The organism is Brachymonas sp. KE5 (genome assembly GCF_057773645.1).
Genome location: NZ_CM173463.1, coordinates 181,873 through 196,647 on the forward strand (window position 1 = coordinate 181,873; position 14,775 = coordinate 196,647).

Annotated in this window: 15 protein-coding genes and 1 other RNA gene; 11 read left to right on the top strand and 5 right to left on the bottom strand. The window is 67.7% G+C overall.

The genetic code is table 11. The features are described 5' to 3' along the window. The first annotated feature begins 92 nt into the window (after positions 1-92). The 3 genes from ACX36O_RS00925 to ACX36O_RS00935 all read left to right on the top strand — a co-directional run bounded on the left by ACX36O_RS00925 (position 93) and on the right by ACX36O_RS00935 (position 3,522). Positions 93-1,052 (top strand): fumarylacetoacetate hydrolase family protein, encoded by a 960-nt coding sequence (locus ACX36O_RS00925; RefSeq protein WP_213362397.1) that lies wholly within the window; start codon positions 93-95, stop codon positions 1,050-1,052. Then, complete coding sequence (locus ACX36O_RS00930; protein ID WP_213362399.1) at positions 1,049-2,467, top strand: DUF3422 domain-containing protein; 1,419 nt, start codon at positions 1,049-1,051, stop codon at positions 2,465-2,467. The genes ACX36O_RS00925 and ACX36O_RS00930 overlap by 4 nt, the downstream gene beginning before the upstream one ends. Positions 2,468-2,568: 101 nt before the next feature. After that, complete coding sequence (locus ACX36O_RS00935; RefSeq protein WP_488359914.1) at positions 2,569-3,522, top strand: PhaM family polyhydroxyalkanoate granule multifunctional regulatory protein; 954 nt, start codon at positions 2,569-2,571, stop codon at positions 3,520-3,522. Between the two features lie 13 nt (positions 3,523-3,535). Here the strand turns inward: ACX36O_RS00935 and ACX36O_RS00940 are convergent, their stop codons facing one another. Together ACX36O_RS00940 and ACX36O_RS00945 are read right to left on the bottom strand one after the other, a co-directional pair. After that, positions 3,536-4,333: a class II glutamine amidotransferase gene (locus tag ACX36O_RS00940; RefSeq protein ID WP_213362402.1), complete on the bottom strand. Its 798-nt coding sequence runs from the start codon at positions 4,331-4,333 to the stop codon at positions 3,536-3,538. 17 nt (positions 4,334-4,350) lie between these two features. Next, entirely contained in the window at positions 4,351-4,572 is a 222-nt protein-coding gene (locus ACX36O_RS00945) for a cysteine-rich CWC family protein (protein WP_488359915.1), read from the bottom strand. Between the two features lie 125 nt (positions 4,573-4,697). Here ACX36O_RS00945 and ACX36O_RS00950 point away from each other — a divergent pair, with 125 nt between their 5' ends. The 4 genes from ACX36O_RS00950 to ACX36O_RS00965 all read left to right on the top strand — a co-directional run bounded on the left by ACX36O_RS00950 (position 4,698) and on the right by ACX36O_RS00965 (position 7,883). Further along, a complete protein-coding gene (locus ACX36O_RS00950; RefSeq protein WP_371686942.1) occupies positions 4,698-6,065 on the top strand; it encodes a THUMP domain-containing class I SAM-dependent RNA methyltransferase in 1,368 nt (455 codons plus the stop codon). Next, on the top strand, positions 6,062-7,162 hold the full coding sequence (locus ACX36O_RS00955) for a hypothetical protein (protein ID WP_213362405.1): 1,101 nt from the start codon (positions 6,062-6,064) through the stop codon (positions 7,160-7,162). Before ACX36O_RS00950 ends, ACX36O_RS00955 begins: the two co-directional genes overlap by 4 nt. Continuing rightward, positions 7,162-7,599: a putative toxin-antitoxin system toxin component, PIN family gene (locus ACX36O_RS00960; RefSeq protein ID WP_213362406.1), complete on the top strand. Its 438-nt coding sequence runs from the start codon at positions 7,162-7,164 to the stop codon at positions 7,597-7,599. The genes ACX36O_RS00955 and ACX36O_RS00960 overlap by 1 nt, the downstream gene beginning before the upstream one ends. 113 nt (positions 7,600-7,712) lie before the next feature. Continuing rightward, entirely contained in the window at positions 7,713-7,883 is a 171-nt protein-coding gene (locus ACX36O_RS00965) for a DUF1328 domain-containing protein (protein ID WP_213362407.1), read from the top strand. A gap of 93 nt (positions 7,884-7,976) precedes the next feature. Here the strand turns inward: ACX36O_RS00965 and panD are convergent, their stop codons facing one another. Together panD and ACX36O_RS00975 are read right to left on the bottom strand one after the other, a co-directional pair. After that, positions 7,977-8,369 (bottom strand): aspartate 1-decarboxylase, encoded by a 393-nt coding sequence (panD, locus tag ACX36O_RS00970; RefSeq protein ID WP_488359916.1) that lies wholly within the window; start codon positions 8,367-8,369, stop codon positions 7,977-7,979. Positions 8,370-8,450: 81 nt separating this feature from the next. Beyond that, positions 8,451-10,187 (bottom strand): NAD(P)/FAD-dependent oxidoreductase, encoded by a 1,737-nt coding sequence (locus ACX36O_RS00975; RefSeq protein ID WP_488359917.1) that lies wholly within the window; start codon positions 10,185-10,187, stop codon positions 8,451-8,453. A gap of 83 nt (positions 10,188-10,270) precedes the next feature. On the opposite strand from ACX36O_RS00975, the gene rnpB reads away from it, so the two are divergent. The 3 genes from rnpB (at position 10,271) to ACX36O_RS00990 (ending at position 13,292) form a co-directional block, all read left to right on the top strand. Beyond that, positions 10,271-10,590: RNase P RNA component class A (gene rnpB / locus ACX36O_RS00980), an RNA gene on the top strand. 44 nt (positions 10,591-10,634) lie between these two features. After that, positions 10,635-12,185 carry an ArnT family glycosyltransferase gene (locus ACX36O_RS00985; RefSeq protein ID WP_213362410.1) on the top strand — a complete coding sequence of 517 codons (1,551 nt, stop codon included), beginning with the start codon at positions 10,635-10,637 and terminating at the stop codon, positions 12,183-12,185. Positions 12,186-12,218: 33 nt separating this feature from the next. Continuing rightward, on the top strand, positions 12,219-13,292 hold the full coding sequence (locus ACX36O_RS00990; RefSeq protein WP_371699240.1) for a glycosyltransferase family 2 protein: 1,074 nt from the start codon (positions 12,219-12,221) through the stop codon (positions 13,290-13,292). Between the two features lie 30 nt (positions 13,293-13,322). Here the strand turns inward: ACX36O_RS00990 and ACX36O_RS00995 are convergent, their stop codons facing one another. Then, positions 13,323-13,721 carry a GtrA family protein gene (locus tag ACX36O_RS00995; protein WP_213362413.1) on the bottom strand — a complete coding sequence of 133 codons (399 nt, stop codon included), beginning with the start codon at positions 13,719-13,721 and terminating at the stop codon, positions 13,323-13,325. Positions 13,722-13,828: 107 nt separating this feature from the next. Here ACX36O_RS00995 and ACX36O_RS01000 point away from each other — a divergent pair, with 107 nt between their 5' ends. Then, positions 13,829-14,758, top strand: a complete 930-nt coding sequence (locus ACX36O_RS01000; protein WP_213362415.1) for a ChbG/HpnK family deacetylase — start codon at positions 13,829-13,831, stop codon at positions 14,756-14,758. The last annotated feature ends 17 nt before the right edge of the window (positions 14,759-14,775 follow it).

The following is a 14,775-nucleotide window of genomic DNA, read 5'->3' on the forward strand; positions in this document are numbered from 1 at the left end:
GACGGAACCGGCTTGGCCTATTCTAGAATGGACCGATCAATGGCTGGCGTGCCCGCGCGACGCCAGACCCATCGGGTGACAGAAGGATACCAATGAAACTTGCAACATACAGGGATGGCTCGCGCGACGGATTGCTGGTGGTCGTCTCGCGTGATCTGCGCCATGCCTGCTTTGCCACGCACACGGCCGCGCGCCTGCAACAGGTGCTGGATGACTGGAACTTTATCAGCCCGCAACTGGAGGACCTGTACCGCCAGCTCAATGCCGGGCGCGTGCCGCACGCCTTCGCCTTCGACCCTGCATGCTGCATGGCGCCGCTGCCGCGCGCGTTTCAGCGGGTGGACGGGGCGGCTTATGCCGGCCAGGGTCCGGCAGCAGTCGGTGCCACTGCCGCGCAGGCCCTGCGCCTGTGGCAGGCCGGCTCCGACTGCCATCTCGGTCCGCAGGATCCGGTGTTACTGCCAGCCGCAGAGGCCGATTTCGAGGCCGGACTGGGCGTTGTGTGCGCCGACCTGCCCGTTGGTGCTACCGCCGAGCAGGCGCTCGAGGGCATCCGTCTGCTGCTGCTCTGCAACGGCCTGCGCCTGCGCCACCTGGCGGGCGCGGACGGCGATGGCACAGCGCTGCTGTCGCGTCCGGCCATGGCTTTCGGTCCGGTGGCAGTCACGCCGGACGAGCTCGGCGATGCCTGGCACCACGGCCGCGCCCACCTGAGCCTGCAGGTGCAGGGCAACGGCCGCAAGCTGGGTCTGCTGGACAGCGGTGCCGACATGGAGGCCGGTTTCGATCAGTTGCTGGAGCGCCTGTGCCGTACGCGGCCCGTGCGTGCCGGCACGGTGCTTGCCGCCGGCCCGGTCAGCAACCGTGACCGTCGCAAGGGCGTGGCCTGCCTGGCCGACAAGCGGGCGCTGGAAATTCAGGACCACGGCAGCGCCGAAACCCCCTGGCTGCAGCCCGGCGATACGCTGCGCATCGAGGCACGCACACGCGACGGCCAGAGCCTGTTTGGCGCCATTGACCACGAGATCGTCTCCCCTGGAGAACGCCTATGACGACCGATGCCGGAACCCCGCAGGAACAGACTCTGCCGCTGGCGGCCCCCTTGCAGTCGCCTCCGCGCAGCCATGCCGAGCTGCATGACGAACTGCATGCCCGCCCGCCGCTGCGTACCACACCTTGCTGCGTGGTCAGCTACTGGGCCCAGGCCGGCTTGCCGGCCGAGGTCGCCGACGCTGCCTTGCGCGTGGCCTGTGCCGATGCGGGCCAGCCGGCGCCGGCGTCGGGCCGGCGCCACCATCTGATCGAGACGGGCAGCTGGGCGCTCAAGTACGAGCGTCATGGCGAATTCGTCAGCTGGCAGCTGCGGATGGACTTGCCGGCCGATCCGAGCCAGGAGCCGGAACTGCTGCTCGGCGCCATGCTGCGGGCCGATGCCCGCTACGCGCTGTCGCCGGCCTTTTTTTCGGCGCTGGGCGATGCCCCGATGCTGGCTGCCACGCATGTGGTGGTCTGGCCGGCGGAAGAGGACGGCATGCTGCGCCAGGCGCGGCGCGTGATGGCGCAACTGCTTGCTGCCACGCGCACGGCGACCGAGGCGACGCATGACCTGATCGGCTCCTGGATTGCCGATGACCGCGCCGCCATGTTCACCCATCTGCTGCTGGACGAGGCCGGCTTCACCCGCTTTCTGCTGCTGGACGTGCAGCTGTCGGAGCAGCAGCGTGCGCGCGAGGTGCAGCGCATCGTCGAGATCGAGGGCTACCGGGCGCTGGCCATGCTGGGTTTTCCGCTGGCACAGCAGGAATCGGTGCTGCTGCGCACGCTGGAGCGCCGCCTGCTGCAGGCGGTGGACCAGTTTGCGGCACAAAGGCAGGCGACTGCGGCCGAGCAGCAGGTGCAGGACCAGCAGGTGTTCGCCGAACTGGTGGCCATCGCCTCCGAAGTGGAGCATGGCGTGGCGCGCTCGCGCTACCGCTTCTCGGCCACGCGCGCCTACCACCGCATCGTGGAGCGGCGCCTGCAGGGTCTGCGCGAATCGCGTATCCAGGGCGTGCAGACGCTGGGCGGCTTCCTGTCGCGCCGCTTTCTGCCGGCGATAGAGCTATGCGACAGCACCGATGCCCGCCTGAGCGATGTGGCCGCACGCGTGCAGCGCGTGGTCGAGCTCACCAAGGTGCGGGTCGAGGCGCGGCGCGAGGAAGACAATCAGCAATTGCTGCAGGCCCTGGCACGCCGCCAGCACCTGCAACTGCGCCTGCAGCAGACGGTGGAAGGGCTTTCGGTGGTGGCCATCAGCTACTACGCCATCAGCCTGCTGAGCTATGTATTCAAGCTGCTCAAGACGGTGCCGGCCATCGAGGCACTGCATATCCCGGTCGAGGCCGCCGTGGGCGCCAGCGTGATTCCGGTGGTGCTGCTGGTCGCCTGGTTCGTGCGCCGCATCCGACAGCACCACGCGGTGGACTGACCGGGCGGCCGGGGCTTGTCCGGCTTGGCACGCGTCATGCGCATGCAGTATGCTTTCGACCATCACCATTCGCCGCACGGCGGCCAGGCAGGAGAGTGCAGATGAACATCAACGCAGTAGGCTTCGACTTCAGCAAGTTCGTTCCCGGCTTCGACTTTCTCAAGCAGATCACGCAGCCGCGCAGCATGATGCCCTCGCCTGCGCAGTGGGTGGCGCCCACGGTGGATCCCGAAGAGGTCGAGCGCCGCATCCAGGAGTTGCGCACCGTACAGTTCTGGCTGGAACAGAACACCACTGCGCTCAAGGCCACCATCCAGGCACTCGAAGTGCAGAAGATGACGCTGACCACGCTCAAGGACATGAATGTCGGCCTGAACGACATGGCGCAGGTGTTCCAGCAAGGCGTGGCCGACACCGTTTCCAGCGTGACGCAGGCCGTCAAGGCGGCCGTGCCCGAGGCGCCGGCGCAGGAATCCGCAGCCGTCCCGGCGTCTGCCGTGACCTGGCATGAGGTGCCGGTGCAGGCGGCACAGGGGGCAGCCTCCGGGGACGAGGCGGCAGCCGAAGCAGGCGAGTCCCCGCTGAACGCGGCTTTTGCCCAGGCCGGCCAGTGGTGGGGCAGCATGATGCAGACCTTCCAGAGCATTGCCCAGCAGGCCCAGGAAGACGTGCTGCAGCGTCAGGCCGAGTTCCTGAAGGCCCAGGAGGAAATGGCGCAGCAGGTGGCTGCGGCGATGCCGGAAGTGGCGGCCGGGGTTGCCGCGGCAGAACCGGCGGCGTCTTCGGTCAAGCCTGCCAAGCCGGCGGCGCGTGCCACCACCGCGCGCAAACCTGCTGCGGCCAAGCCCAAGGCGGCAGCGGGCGCTGCAAAGACAGCCCCCGGCAAGGCGGCCAAACCGGCAACGGCCGCCAGGACGGCGCCCCGCGCCGCGGCGGCTGCCGGCACCAGTACCGCGGGAAGCCCCAAGGCAGCCGCCAAGCCGGCTGCAGCGCGCAAGCCGGCGGTCAAGCGGCCTGCTGCCGCCAAGGCGCCGGCCGAGAAGCCGCGCTCCTGATGGTGCGACGGGGCTAGTCCAGCGGCTGCCCGTCCACGAACACGCGCAGTTCGCCGCAGCAGAAGGGCGTCCATGCCTCGTTGCTGGTGAGCGGCTGCGTGGCGATCACCGCCACGCGGTCCTGCGGTGTGGTGTGCCGGGCGAAATCGATCTCCAGGTCTTCATCCCGCAACTGGGCCGTGGTGAACGGGTGTTGCCGCACGACGTAGTGCAGGTGCGTGCTGGCATGCGCCCATAGTGCTTCGCCGTTGGACAGCAGCATGTTGAAGGTGCCATGCCGCGCCAGCGGCGGCATCAGTTCGCGCAGCGTGCGCGTCAATTCTTCCACCGGCGGCATGCAGGCATGCGCCTTGGCGATCTCCTGCATGATCCAGCAGAAGGCGCGTTCGCTGTCGGTATCGCCCACCGGGCGGAAGTGGCTGTGCAGATGGGGCTGAAAGTTCTCCAGATTGCCGTTGTGCGCAAACACCCAGTAACGGCCCCACAGCTCGCGCACGAACGGGTGGCAATTCTCCAGGGCCACCGGGCCCTGCGTGGCCTTGCGGATATGCGCGATCACGTTGCGGCTCTGGATCGGGTAGTGGCGGATCAGCTGCGCCACCGGCGAGGTGCTGGCGGCCTGGTTGTCCACGTACAGGCGCAGGCCCTTGTCCGGCCCGGCCTGCGGCGTGCTGCCGGGCGTGCCTTCGAAAAAGGCAATGCCCCAGCCGTCGCTATGGTGGTCCGTAACGCCGGCGCGCTGGGCAAAGCCGCTGAAGCTGAAGGTGATGTCGGTCGGGGTGTTGCAGTTCATGCCGAGCAGCTGGCACATGGCGGTCTTTCCGGGCGTCAGGAGGTTGGTCGGGAGCGCAGGCAGGCCTGGCAGTAGCAGGCGGTCGGGGCGGCGTGGCTGCCGGCAGATGCCGGCACGTGGCACAGGGCGGGCGGCTCCTGCATGCACCAGCAGCTATCGGCGGGTGCGCCGGCGGCGATGGCGCAGCGGTTCGGCTGGCCGCAGCGGGGGCAGGTCTGGTCGAGGGGAGGCAGTTCGGGGGCAGTAGAGACAGACATCCTGCCATTGTCGGGCAAAGCGGGCGCCACCTGCCAGTGCCGCAGGCTGGCGGGAGTGCGATTTTTCGGGGCCAAGTCCGCGATTTGGCAGCAGAAAAACGTCAGAGTCTGGTAAGGTATCGCCCATGAATGCCTTGCACCTGTTCCTGCCCTGCGCCGCTGGCGTCGAGGGCTATCTGGCCGACGAAGTCGCGGCCATCACGGCACTGCCGCCGGGCCAGATCCAGGCCCTGCGCGCCGGAGTGCTGGTGCAGGGCAGCTGGCGTAACGCGCTGCAGCTCAACCTGCACAGCCGGCTGGCCCAGCGCGTGCTGGTGCAGCTCTCGCGCACGCCCTACCAGAACGAGGCCGACCTGTACGAAGCCGCCTCGGCCATCGCTTGGGAAATGTGGTTCACGCCACAGCAGACTTTCCGCATCGACATCACGGCGCAGCGCAGCCCGCTCAAGAGCCTGAACTTTGCCGCGCTCAGGATCAAGGATGCCGTGGCCGACCGCTTCCGCGCCCGCGCCGGCAGCCGCCCCAGCGTGGATACCCAGTGGCCGCACGTGCGCATCTTTGCCCACCTCACCAATGACCGCATGGCGCTGTACATCGACACCTCGGGCGAGCCGCTGTTCAAGCGCGGCTGGCGCGAGGACAAGGGCGATGCGCCACTCAAGGAAACGCTGGCCGCCGCCATGATCGCCGCCAGCGGCTGGAGGCCCGAAACCGGCCAGCCGCTGTATGACCCCTGCTGCGGCAGCGGCACCATCGTCGTGGAGGCGGCGCAGATGGCATGCCGCATGGCGCCGGGCGCGCAGCGCCGATTCGGTTTCGAGCGTCTGCTGCCGTTCCAGGCCCATGTCTGGCAGCAGTTGCGCCAGGAGGCGCGCGCCGCCGAACTGCGCGATGGCCCGCTGCTGGTGTTCGGCAGCGACGTGGCGCACCGCATGGTCGACTTTGCCCAGCGCAATGCCCAGCGCGCCGGCGTGGCACATGCCGTGCAGCTGCGCGGCGGCGATGCCCTGCAGCGCATGCCGCCTACTGATGCGCCCGGCATCCTGCTGGTCAACCCGCCCTACGGCGAGCGCATTGCCGCGGCCGGTGTGGCCGGCCAGCGCGCCGAGGAGCGTGCCCGCAGCGCGCCGCGCGTGCACCGCGTCGGCGGCACCCTGGGCACCGGCACGCTGCGCGAGGCTGCCGCCAGCCGGGGCGGCCGCGAAAGCGCCATCATGGCCGCCGGCAGCGAAGATGACGATTTCTTCGCCCGCCTGGCCAGCCACTGGAAGAAGCACTACACCGGCTGGACCGCATGGATGCTGACCCCCGATCGCGACCTGCCGCGCCGCATGCGCCTGAAGGAAACGCGCAAGATCCCGATGTGGAACGGCCCGATCGAGTGCCGCCTGTTCCGCTTCGACCTGGTGGCAGGCTCCATGCAGACGCGCGCGCCGCGTGACGCAAGCGCGGGCGACGCCACGGTGACCGGCCCGGGAGGTGCCGGCCAGTGAGCGCACAGGGCAGGGCAACACGGCTGGGCGCGCGACTGCTTCAGGCCGCTGCGGCGCTGGCATTGGCCCTGTCGCTAGCAGGCTGCGAGCGCGGCAGCGGCGATGCGTTGACGCCGCCCAACAATGGCGTGGCCAGTTCCCTGCATCTCAACGCGCTGATGGACGCCGCCTTCGGCAGCCAGCAACAGGTGATAGACACCCAGCAGGTGCGCTGGCGTGCCAACCTGATGCTGCCGCCGGCGCAGGAGGCACGTCTTCCCAGCGTCATGTTGCCGGCCAGCGAGCCGCTGGCGCCGCTGCCTCCCCTGACGGCAGCCAGCCACCCCCTGCCGGTGGCGCTGCAGCGTACTGCCGTCGTGACGATCCCGCGCGAAGTGGTGCGCCTCAATGACACCCGGGCCGTGCTGGTGTTCGAGTCGGTGCCGGCTGACGGGGAGGGCCGCCCGGCGCGCAGGCAGACCAGCCAGGCTGTGCTGGGCGCCGTATTCTATTCGCGTGCGGCGGCCGGGAAGAACAGCCCTGAAAAGCCGCGTGCTGCCGGCGAAGAGCAATGGCAGGTCAGCCGCTTCCTGCCCTACGTCGACGCAGTCGGCTACGAAGGCAGCGCCGGCGACAGCCAGGTCTACAAACTGGCTCCCGAGCGCTACCTGCTCACCTTCGAATCCGAAAGCTGCTGGCAGGGCACCTGCGGCAGCTGGCTGCATGGCTATCTGCTGCAACCCGAAGGCATGGCGCTGGCCTTGCAGTCGCGTCTGGCCGGCAATAACCGTGCCGCCTATGCCGATTGCGATGCGCGGCTGTCGCCGCAGCGCAGCGGGCCGCGCCAGCGCCGCCGCCCGGCGGCTGCGGACCCGGCCACACCCGCTTCTGCCGCCGCCAGCGCCGCGATCGACAGCCACAGCTGCTTCGACGTGCGCGGCGAAGTGCATCCGATCTCGCGCGAGGCTGCCAGCGCCGATGTCTCCATCCGCTTCAAGGGCCTGGTATCCACCGTGCGCGGCGAGCGCCAGACGGTGCAGGAAACCCAGCTGTTCCGTCTGAACGACGGCCTGTACGAGCAGGTGGACGGCGGGCCGAACCCGGTGCCGGAGTTCTGATGCAGCCTGTCGTCATCGACACCAACATCGTGCTCGACCTGCTGGTGTTCGAGGAACCTGCCGTTGTGCCGCTGCGCGAGGCGCTGCAGCAGGGCCGGCTGCAATGGCTGGCCACGCCGCGCATGCGCGAGGAACTGGCGCGCGTACTGCACTACCCGCAGATCGCCAGGCGCGCCGCCTACCACGGCCGCGAGAACGAGGCCGTGCTGGCCGCCATGGATGCCCGGGTGCAATGGATGGAGCCGGCGCCGCGCTGCGAGGTGATCTGCAAGGATGCCGATGACCAGTGCTTCATCGACCTGGCGCTGCTGCATCAGGCCCTGCTGCTGAGCAAGGACGGCTACGTGCTGCGCCTGCGCAAGCGCCTCGCCAGGCAGGGCGTGACGGTGGCGCGTGCCTTGCCCGCGCACTGGTGCGAGCCGGCCCTGTCGGCGTGATCCTACCGGGGGCAGCGCCCTGCGCTGATGGAGGCTGTGCACGGGACAAACTAGAGTGAAAGCATGTCAGGCGTCAAGCGGCGCCGGGCGATCCACTCAACCAGGAGGTCATCATGCTCAAGTGGGCCATCATCTTTGCCATCATCGCCTTTGTTGCGGGCATTTTCGGCTTTACCGGCATCTCGGCCGGCGCTGCCGGCATTGCGAAGATTCTGTTCATCGTCTTCGTGGTGCTGTTCCTGATCATGCTGGTGCTCGGCGTGATGGGCGCGAAGAAGCTCTAGCCGGCACGCGGTGACTGATCACCGAAGACGCCACAAGCAGGAAGGGCTGCACCCGCAAGGATGCAGCCCTTCCTGTTGGAAAAAAAAGCAGGCTCAGGCCTCTTCCATCTCCTGCGTCGGGATATGCGAGCGCAGCTCGATCTGGCGGTTGTTCTCGTCCACGAACACCAGTTGCGGCTTGTGCGCGGCGATTTCGCTGGCTTCCAGCTGCACGAAGGCAGCGATGATCACCAGGTCGCCCTTGGCGGCACGGCGTGCGGCCGAGCCGTTCACGGAAATCATGCCGCTGCCACGCTCGCCCTTGATGGCGTAGGTGGTGAAGCGTTCGCCGTTGTTGATGTTCCAGATGTCGATCTGCTCGAATTCGCGGATGCCGGAAGCTTCCAGCAGGTTTTCGTCGATGGCGCAGGAGCCTTCGTAGTGCAGTTCGCAGTGGGTAACGGTGGCGCGATGGATCTTGCCATTCAGCAGGGTATGACGGGGCATTGACGGTCCTTGGTCAGGAAAGAAATGCGAAAGAAGCGCGATTGTATAGAGTGGCGCCGCAACGCGGGGTAAAAATTCGGTTTACTGTTTCGTCATTGCGACAGCTAAAGCTTCCGCCACCTTGATGCCATCCACGGCCGCGGACAGGATGCCGCCGGCATAGCCCGCGCCTTCGCCGGCCGGGTACAGGCCGGGCACGCCCGGACTCTGCAGCGTTTCGCGGTCGCGGTCGATATGGATGGGGGAGGAGGTGCGCGTTTCCACGCCGGTGAGCATGGCGTCGCTCCAGTCGTAGCCGCGGATCTTGCGGCCGAAGGCGGGCAGGGCCTCGCGCATGGCGTAGATGGCGTAGTGGGGCAGGGCGCGCGACAGGTCGGTCAGCGTCACGCCCGGCTTGTAGGAGGGCTCGACCGCACCCAGTTGCGTAGACGGGCGCTGCTCCAGGAAATCGCCCACGGTCTGGCCGGGTGCGCGGTAGTCGCCGCCACCCATGCGGAAGGCCTGGCTCTCCAGAATGCGCTGCAGGGCGATGCCGGCCAGCGGATGCGCCGGACTGCGGCCCGAGCCCACGCCGTCACGCTCCAGCACGGCCGGCGACAGCTGCTCGGCCCTGGCTAGCGCCTCGGCGGCGGGCCGGTCGGGATCCAGTTGCGGAAAATCCGCCGGCGTGATGCCGACCACCATGCCGGCGTTGGCATTGCGTTCGGCGCGCGAATACTGGCTCATGCCATTGGTGACCACGCGGCCCGGCTCGCTGGTGGCGGCCACCACGGTGCCGCCCGGGCACATGCAGAAGCTGTACACGGCGCGGCCATTGCTCGCGTGATGCACCAGCTTGTAATCCGCCGCGCCCAGGAGCGGATGGCCGGCGTGCACGCCCCAGCGCGCCTGGTCGATCAGGCTTTGCGGATGCTCGATGCGGAAACCGACGGAGAAGGGTTTGGCTTGCATGGGCACGCCGTGCTCGAACAGCATGGTGAAGCTGTCGCGCGCGCTGTGGCCCAGCGCGAAGATGGCATGGCGTGCCGGCAGTTCGTAGTCGCTCCCGCGGGCAAGGTCGTGCACCTGCAGCGCCTGCAAGGCGCCGCCCGCATCGCGCACGATATCGTCCACGCGCTGCTGGAAGCGCACTTCGCCGCCCAGCGCCTCGATCTGCGCGCGGATATTCTCCACCACCTTCACCAGGCGGAAGGTACCGATGTGCGGCCTGGCCACATAGAGGATGTCTTCCGGCGCGCCTGCCTTGACGAATTCCTCCATCACCTTGCGGCCCAGGTGGCGCGGATCCTTGATCTGGCTGTAGAGCTTGCCGTCGCTGAAGGTGCCGGCGCCGCCCTCGCCGAACTGCACGTTGCTCTCGGGCGTGAGCACCTGCTTGCGCCACAGGCCCCAGGTGTCCTTGGTGCGCTCGCGCACGGTCTTGCCGCGCTCCAGCACGATGGGCTTGAAACCCATCTGCGCCAGCGCCAGCGCCGCCAGCATGCCGCAGGGGCCGAAGCCGATCACCACCGGGCGCTCCGTCAGGTGCGCCGGGGCGTGCGCGGGGGCGTACCAGCGCATGTCGGGCGTGGGCTGGATGTGGGCGTTGCCGGCGTGGCGCTGCAGCAGTGCCTCCACGCTGCTGCTGCAGGCGTCGGCCAGCGTCACATCGACGATGAACACCTGCTGCAGCTGCTTCTTGCGGGCATCAAAGCTGCGCTTGTGCACATGCACGTCGCCCAGGTCGGCGGGGGGCAGGCCCAGGACATCGGCCACGGCCTGGCGCAGATCGGCATCGCTGCTGTCGAGCGGCAGCCGGATTTCGGAGAGTCGGATCATGATGGGCTTGTGGCAATCAAGCAAAGCATCAATTATCGGATACGCTGGCGCTGCTGTCATCCCTCTGGGATAATGCGCAGCGTGAAGCCTGCCAGACCGCCGCTGGTGCCAACGTGGAAACACGGCACTGGAGGAACGTCCGGACTGCACAGGACAGCGCAGGAGGTAACACCTCTCCACCGCGAGGTGAGGATCAGAGCAACAGAGACGAGCCGCTTGAGTGCGGGTGAAACGGGCAATCTCTGCGCGCAGCAATACCAAGTAGGCCAGCGTTGATGTGGTTCCGCAGAGCTGGCGGGTAGGTAGCACCGAGCCGGGTGGGCGACCCCCGGCCCAGATGAATGGCGGTCACGCAGCGGGCAACCGCTGTGCACAGAATCCGGCTTATCGGCAGACTTCACACTTTCTTTTCCGGTTCGCGCATTTTTTGCGGCAGACCCTCCGCCCATGATGTTCCCCTTTCTCCGTGCAATTGCCGACGCGCGCGCGCCCATCCGTGCGCGCTGGATCGGCTTGTTCCTGCTGGTCTACGGTGCGCTCTGGCTGCTGGTGCATGGCGGCACGGTGCTGGTGCCGCCGATGGACAACATCGAACAGCTGATCTGGGTGCGCAAGCTGGAGTGGGGCTACTACAAGCATCCGCCGCTGACAACCGTGCTGCTCTGGCCACTGGTGCAACTCTTCGGCCTGCATGGCTGGGTCACCTACGTGCTGGGCGCGACGCTCACGCTCGGTGCATTGGGCCTGCTCTGGTGGTTGCTGCGCCGCATGCACGACAGCCGGTTCGCCACCATCGCGCTGCTGGCCATGCTGTGTATCACCAATATCGGCGGGCGGCTGCATTTCTACAACCACAACACCACGCTGCTGCTGTTCACGGTACTGAGCGCAGTGGCTGCCTGGCTGGCGCTGGAACAGCGCCGCTGGACCTGGTGGGCGCTCCTGGGACTGTCACTCGGCGCCGGGGCGCTGGCCAAGTACCAGATCGGCCTGTCGGTGGCGGCGCTGCTGCTGGTGTGGTGGCGCGCGCGCGGCTGGAAGGATCCGGTGCAATTGGGCGGCCTGTTCCTGGCCGGGGTGATTTCCATGCTGGTGTTTGCGCCGCATGCCTGGTGGCAGTGGCAGCATGGTACCGATACGATCGACTATGCCATGAGCACGTCGGTGGCCGCCGGCGAGGCGGGGCTGGACGGTGTCGGCGGCAGTCTGCTGTGGCTGGTCGAGCAACTGCTGACGCGCGGCATACTCTCCGGCTTGCTGCTGGGACTGGGCGTTTGGCTCTGGCGCCGGCGCCGCCCCTCCGGCGCAAGCCCCTCAGCCGTCGGCGTGGTTTCCACCCAGGCCAAAACGCCTGTCAGTCCGGCCTTCTTTCTGCTGGCCTGGGGCGGCCTGCCTCTGTTGCTGATGTTGCTGATGGGTCTGCTGTTCGGCTCTGTGCTGCAGCGCCATTGGGGTGTGGCATACCTGCCGGCCTGCATGGCAGGCGCCATGCTGCTGGCCCGTCGTATTGACTGGCCGGCAGTGCTGGCTCGCCCGGTGCTGTGCATCTTCATCGTGCTGCAGGCGCTACTCATGCTGCAGGTGGTGCTGACCTCGTCCTACGGCCTGTCCGGATTCCGCAACCGCGCCTGGCGCAATTTCGATGCCGCGCGCGTGGCGGCCGCCATGGCGCCGCAGGTGCATAAGGCGCTGGACGGAACGGTGCGCGTGCTGATCGGACCCAGCAAGGAAACGGGCGCGATTTCGCTGAATCTGCCAGAGCGCCCACTGGTGCTGCTCAGCAACAACTACCGCTGGAGCCCGTGGGTGCCGCAAGACCTGGTGGCCCGCTGCGGCGCTGTGAAGATCGAGGTGGAATACCGCAACGCAGTTCCGCTGCCGCCAGTGCCGCCTTCGGCCGTTGGCGGCCGAGTCGAGAATCTCGGAGGCGGCATCACCGCCGTGCAGTGGACGGTTCAAATGCCCCAGCCAGGCCAGCCGCCATGCCCTGCGCTATGATGAAACATCCCTGTCCCACAGTGATTGCTGTCCATGCCCAACAAGGCCTCCACTTCTGCTGATTCCTCGAAGTCTGCCGGCACCCTGTCCTGCGTGATTCCGGCCTATAACGAGGCGGACAATCTCGCACGGCTGCTGCCCATGCTGCACGATGAACTGGATCGCACCGGGATGGCGTGGGAAATCATCGTCGTCAACGACGGCAGCCGTGACCATACCTTCGACACGCTGGCGAGCCTGAGCGAGCAGATCAGGGGGGTGCGCGCCGTGCATTTCTCGCGCAACTTCGGCAAGGAAGCGGCGATCACGGCTGGCATCGACATGGCGCACGGCGATGCCGTCATCATCATGGACGCCGACCTTCAGCATTCGCCTTCCCTGATTCCGGTGATGCTGCAGCACTGGCGCGAGGGCGCCGAGGTGGTATATGCCATCCGCAGCCACCGCGAGGACGAAAAGCCGCTCAAGCAGATCGGCACCCGCCTGTTCTACCGTGCCGTCAACCGCGGTGCCCGTTTCGGCATACCCCCCGACGCCGGCGATTTCCGCCTGATGGATCGCAAGGTCGTGCTGGCGCTGCGCCGCCTGCCCGAGCGCAACCGTTTCATGAAAGGGCTGTATGCCTGGGCGGGCTTCCGTACCGTGGCCATTCCCTATCAACCACTCACCCGCGAAAGCGGGCTGTCGCACTTCAACGCCATCAAGCTGCTGCATTTCGCCATCGATGGCATGACGGCCTTCACCACCTGGCCGCTGCGCGTGGTCACGCTGATCGGCCTGCTCGCCGCCGTGGTGGCGTTCCTCTACGGCTCCTGGGTCGTGCTGTCCTATTTCATCTGGGGCAACCACGTGTCGGGCTGGAGCACGCTGATCGTCTGCATCCTGCTGTTCTCGGGCTTGCAGATGATGTCGCTCGGCGTGATGGGCGAATACATTGCGCGCATCTTCGAGGAGGTCAAGCGCCGGCCGGTCTACATCGTGTCGGAAGAGCACGGCAGCGGCCTGCCGCGCAAGCGCCGCAACACGCTGTATCCGCTCTCGGGTGGGGCCAACACGGTCCATCCCGATCTGCCCGATCCGCTGCCGGATGATGTGACACTGCAGTAGGCCGCACGTGCCCGCCACCAGGGAGAGGCCTCAATGCCGATGCGTCGCCGAGCGGAACGCCCACAGCTTGCCGAGCACATAGGTGCCCGCAGCCACCGCCAGCAGCACGATCGCCAGCAGCAAGTCGTAGCGCCAGGGCAGCCATTGCAGCGCCAGCGCATAGGCGCCCTGATTGACCGCGAAGCCGGCGGCAGACACCGCAAGAAAGCGCGGCAGCGCCTGCCGCCAGGGCGCGCCGTGTTCGGCAAAGGTCCAGAGGGCATGGCCGGCAAACGAGACGCCGAAGGCAACCATCCAGCCCAGCACATTGGCCGGCAGCGGGCGCAGCCAGCCTGCCTCCACCAGCAGGCGCACCACGCCCCAGTGTACGGCTGCCGCGCAGCAGCCCACGACAATGAAGCGCAGTGGCGGGGGCAGGAGGTGAAGCATGGTGCAGCAAGCAGGGCAAAATGATCGAAGCGGCCATTCTATGCCTGCGCTGGCTTCGCTCCCGGCTGCTCCATGCTGTAATTCGGCGCCCATGCCACAATCGCCCAATGAGTGCTGATCCTTCCTTGCCGAGCGACGCCGCGGCCGCACCGCGCAGCGACATGGCGCATCCGTTGCCCTGCGTCTGCCTGTGCGTGGACGACTTCGGGCTGCACGCCGCCATCAACGATGCCGTGCTGCATCTGCTGGAACTTGGGCGCATCGGCGCCACAGGCGCCATGGTCGACGGCCCCGCATGGACGGCAGGTGCGGCTGCCCTGCATGCCCAGCCTGCCGGCCACATCGACGTCGGCCTGCATCTTGACCTGACCGAAGCGGCGCTGGCCAGCGAAAGCCGCGCCAAGCTGCCGCTGCGCCAGTTGATCGTGGCGAGCTATACACGCCGGCTCGATCCGTCCTGGCTGGCCAGCGAGGTGAGGCGCCAGCTCGATGCCTTCGAACGGGCCTGGCAGCAGCCCCCGGCCTTTGTCGACGGCCACCAGCATGTGCACCAGCTGCCCATGGTGCGCGAGGCCCTGCTGGACGAACTGCTCCAACGTTACCCCGATCCCGCACAACGCCCCTGGCTGCGCGACACCCGGCCGGCGCTGGGCCTGAGCGCCGGGGTCGCCAACGCGTTCAAGGCGGCGGTGATTGCCGCACTGGGACGCCCGGCCCTGCGGCGCATGGCCACCACCTACGGCTTTGCCACCAACCGGGCGCTGTCGGGTGTGTACGATTTCCAGGGCGACGGCGTGCGCTACCAGCAGCTACTCGGCGCCTGGCTGCTGCACGCCCGGCACGGCGATGTGCTGATGTGCCACCCCGCCACGGCCATGGTGCAGGGCGATGCGATTGCGGCCGCACGCTGCAACGAATACCAGGTGCTGGCCTCCGAATGGTTTGGCGGCTTGCTGGAGCAGCTGCCCCTGCGTATCGGGCCGCTGGCACGCTGGCTGCGCGAGGCGCAGCAGGCCCGCCACGGGGGCACGGCCTAAGCTGGGCCCACCCGCGC

What these genes read in the sequence shown, in the direction of transcription:
- ACX36O_RS00985 (WP_213362410.1), top strand. Translation starts at nt 10,635, where the DNA reads ATGATGTTCCCCTTTCTCCGTGCAATTGCCGACGCGCGCGCGCCCATC.
- ACX36O_RS00965 (WP_213362407.1), top strand. Translation starts at nt 7,713, where the DNA reads ATGCTCAAGTGGGCCATCATCTTTGCCATCATCGCCTTTGTTGCGGGC.
- ACX36O_RS00990 (WP_371699240.1), top strand. Translation starts at nt 12,219, where the DNA reads ATGCCCAACAAGGCCTCCACTTCTGCTGATTCCTCGAAGTCTGCCGGC.
- ACX36O_RS00950 (WP_371686942.1), top strand. Translation starts at nt 4,698, where the DNA reads ATGAATGCCTTGCACCTGTTCCTGCCCTGCGCCGCTGGCGTCGAGGGC.
- ACX36O_RS00940 (WP_213362402.1), bottom strand. Translation starts at nt 4,333, where the DNA reads ATGTGCCAGCTGCTCGGCATGAACTGCAACACCCCGACCGACATCACC.
- panD (WP_488359916.1), bottom strand. Translation starts at nt 8,369, where the DNA reads ATGCCCCGTCATACCCTGCTGAATGGCAAGATCCATCGCGCCACCGTT.
- ACX36O_RS00935 (WP_488359914.1), top strand. Translation starts at nt 2,569, where the DNA reads ATGAACATCAACGCAGTAGGCTTCGACTTCAGCAAGTTCGTTCCCGGC.
- ACX36O_RS00945 (WP_488359915.1), bottom strand. Translation starts at nt 4,572, where the DNA reads ATGTCTGTCTCTACTGCCCCCGAACTGCCTCCCCTCGACCAGACCTGC.
- ACX36O_RS00995 (WP_213362413.1), bottom strand. Translation starts at nt 13,721, where the DNA reads ATGCTTCACCTCCTGCCCCCGCCACTGCGCTTCATTGTCGTGGGCTGC.
- ACX36O_RS00975 (WP_488359917.1), bottom strand. Translation starts at nt 10,187, where the DNA reads ATGATCCGACTCTCCGAAATCCGGCTGCCGCTCGACAGCAGCGATGCC.
- ACX36O_RS00960 (WP_213362406.1), top strand. Translation starts at nt 7,162, where the DNA reads ATGCAGCCTGTCGTCATCGACACCAACATCGTGCTCGACCTGCTGGTG.
- ACX36O_RS00925 (WP_213362397.1), top strand. Translation starts at nt 93, where the DNA reads ATGAAACTTGCAACATACAGGGATGGCTCGCGCGACGGATTGCTGGTG.
- ACX36O_RS00930 (WP_213362399.1), top strand. Translation starts at nt 1,049, where the DNA reads ATGACGACCGATGCCGGAACCCCGCAGGAACAGACTCTGCCGCTGGCG.
- ACX36O_RS01000 (WP_213362415.1), top strand. Translation starts at nt 13,829, where the DNA reads ATGAGTGCTGATCCTTCCTTGCCGAGCGACGCCGCGGCCGCACCGCGC.